2 protein-coding genes, 1 tRNA gene and 2 rRNA genes (2 of these 5 cut by a window edge) are annotated in these 2,500 nt (G+C 54.7%); 4 read left to right on the top strand and 1 reads right to left on the bottom strand.

Going from position 1 to position 2,500, the window contains the following annotated elements; translation table 11 throughout:
* Window positions 1-1,651 (top strand): 23S ribosomal RNA (locus M9924_10700) (it extends 1,146 nt beyond the left edge of the window).
* Between the two features lie 150 nt (window positions 1,652-1,801).
* Here M9924_10700 and M9924_10705 read toward each other — a convergent pair.
* Window positions 1,802-1,939: a hypothetical protein gene (locus M9924_10705; protein ID MCO5064874.1), complete on the bottom strand. Its 138-nt coding sequence runs from the start codon at window positions 1,937-1,939 to the stop codon at window positions 1,802-1,804.
* A gap of 12 nt (window positions 1,940-1,951) precedes the next feature.
* Here M9924_10705 and rrf point away from each other — a divergent pair.
* The 3 genes from rrf to M9924_10720 all read left to right on the top strand — a co-directional run.
* Window positions 1,952-2,066: ribosomal RNA gene (rrf, locus tag M9924_10710) — 5S ribosomal RNA — on the top strand.
* A gap of 107 nt (window positions 2,067-2,173) precedes the next feature.
* A tRNA-Met gene (locus M9924_10715) sits at window positions 2,174-2,250 on the top strand.
* A gap of 178 nt (window positions 2,251-2,428) precedes the next feature.
* On the top strand, window positions 2,429-2,500 hold the start of the coding sequence (locus M9924_10720) for a VOC family protein (GenBank protein MCO5064875.1). 402 nt of this gene lie beyond the right edge of the window; only the first 72 of its 474 coding nucleotides appear in the window; its start codon is at window positions 2,429-2,431; the stop codon falls past the right edge of the window.

Genomic DNA, 2,500 nt, shown 5'->3' on the forward strand with positions numbered 1-2,500 from the left:
CTAAATAAGGGTCTTTGCGCCGAAAATGTAACGGGGCTCAAGCCATACACCGAAGCTTTGGGTTTGCAGTGATGCAAGCGGTAGCGGAGCGTTCCGTAAGCCTGTGAAGGAAGACCCGTGAGGGCTTCTGGAGGTATCGGAAGTGCGAATGCTGACATGAGTAACGTAAGGGGTGTGAGAGACACCCCCGCCGAAAGTCCAAGGGTTCCTGCTTAAAGTTAATCTGAGCAGGGTTAGCCGGACCCTAAGTCGAGGCAGAAATGCGTAGACGATGGGAATCACGTTAATATTCGTGAGCCTGGAGGAAGTGACGGATCATCAGGATAGTTCAACCTTATCGGATTGGTTGGGCTGTTGCGTGGTCCCAGGAAATAGCTCCTCCTTATAGTCCGTACCCGAAACCGACACTGGTGGACTGGTAGAGTATACCAAGGCGCTTGAGAGAACTATGCTGAAGGAACTCGGCAAATTGCACGCGTAACTTCGGAAGAAGCGTGACCCTTCATTGCGCAAGCAGTGGGGGGTGGCACAGACCAGGGGGTAGCGACTGTTTATCAAAAACACAGGGCTCTGCGAAGCCGCAAGGCGACGTATAGGGTCTGACGCCTGCCCGGTGCTGGAAGGTTAAGAGGAGGGGTGCAAGCTCTGAATCGAAGCCCCAGTAAACGGCGGCCGTAACTATAACGGTCCTAAGGTAGCGAAATTCCTTGTCGGGTAAGTTCCGACCTGCACGAATGGCGTAACGACTTCCCCGCTGTCTCCAGCATAGACTCAGTGAAATTGAACTCCCCGTGAAGATGCGGGGTTCCTGCGGTTAGACGGAAAGACCCCGTGCACCTTTACTATAGCTTTACATTGGCATTCGTAGTGGCATGTGTAGGATAGGTGGTAGGCTTTGAAGCAGGGACGCCAGTTTCTGTGGAGCCACCCTTGAAATACCACCCTTATCTCTATGGATGTCTAACCGCGGCCCGTCATCCGGGTCCGGGACAATGTATGGTGGGTAGTTTGACTGGGGCGGTCGCCTCCCAAAGAGTAACGGAGGCGCGCGATGGTGGGCTCAGAACGGTCGGAAATCGTTCGCTGAGTGCAATGGCATAAGCCTGCCTGACTGCGAGACTGACAAGTCGAGCAGAGACGAAAGTCGGTCATAGTGATCCGGTGGTCCCGTGTGGAAGGGCCATCGCTCAACGGATAAAAGGTACGCCGGGGATAACAGGCTGATGACCCCCAAGAGTCCATATCGACGGGGTTGTTTGGCACCTCGATGTCGACTCATCGCATCCTGGGGCTGGAGCAGGTCCCAAGGGTATGGCTGTTCGCCATTTAAAGCGGTACGTGAGTTGGGTTCAGAACGTCGTGAGACAGTTCGGTCCCTATCTGCCGTGGGTGTAGGAATATTGAAAGGATCTGTCCCTAGTACGAGAGGACCGGGATGGACGTATCTCTGGTGGACCTGTTGTGGCGCCAGCCGCATAGCAGGGTAGCTATATACGGAACGGATAACCGCTGAAGGCATCTAAGCGGGAAACCGACCTTGAAACGAGTATTCCCTGAGAGCCGTGGAAGACGACCACGTTGATAGGCCGGGTGTGGAAGAGCGGCAACGCTTGAAGCTTACCGGTACTAATAACTCGATCGGCTTGATCGTTCCCATTTGCAATGCTCATCTTCGCTCAAAGCGAAGATGGAAAGACCCTAGCGCTCACGCATGAGCAGGCCTGCGGCCCTATGCTCCGCGAGGGCGTCGGACGACCGGCGACGCGCAGTCGCGCTTGCGAAGCAAAGCTTCGTATATCGCTCACGTGCTGTTCGGCCTTACGGCCGGCACTGCGCGGGCGCGGACCATAAGGTCCGACGGCCAGTCGGCCTTGCGAAGCCTGAAGGCTTCGAGGGTCACAATCGCCAAAGGCACATCAAAATCCAGCTTCTCATTCATGCGTTTCGCCGACCTGGTGGTTATGGCGGAGCGGCTGCACCCGATCCCATTCCGAACTCGGCCGTGAAACGCTCCAGCGCCAATGGTACTTCGTCTCAAGACGCGGGAGAGTAGGTCGCTGCCAGGTCTGCCAAACGCATGAAAACAATCTTCTCTCTACAAACCAAACCCAAAAACAATACCTAAAACCAATACCAATACTAATACAAAGCATAACCCAAACATAACAAACGGCGCGGGGTGGAGCAGCCCGGTAGCTCGTCAGGCTCATAACCTGAAGGCCGCAGGTTCAAATCCTGCCCCCGCAACCAAAACCTGGAAGAGCCGAACGAACACCCGCTATATGGCGCCGCTGGCGCAGGGCTTCTTTGGCTGCAATTAGTCTGAAAAATAGACATTATCCTTGCGTTCGCATCTGATCGATACCGATGTCGGAACCTTGATGCCATATTCGTCCTTTGCATATTGGATTGCTGGAAAGGACACCCAATGGCCAAGAACACCATATGTCTCTGGTATGACAAGGACGCGGAAGCGGCCGCACGCTTCTATGTCGAACTG

The organism is Rhizobiaceae bacterium, from assembly GCA_023953835.1.
In the GTDB taxonomy this organism is placed as follows: domain Bacteria; phylum Pseudomonadota; class Alphaproteobacteria; order Rhizobiales; family Rhizobiaceae; genus Mesorhizobium_G.

Excerpts from the sequence above, each read along its gene's own strand:
- M9924_10705 (MCO5064874.1), bottom strand. The coding sequence starts at position 1,939 with ATGAATGAGAAGCTGGATTTTGATGTGCCTTTGGCGATTGTGACCCTC.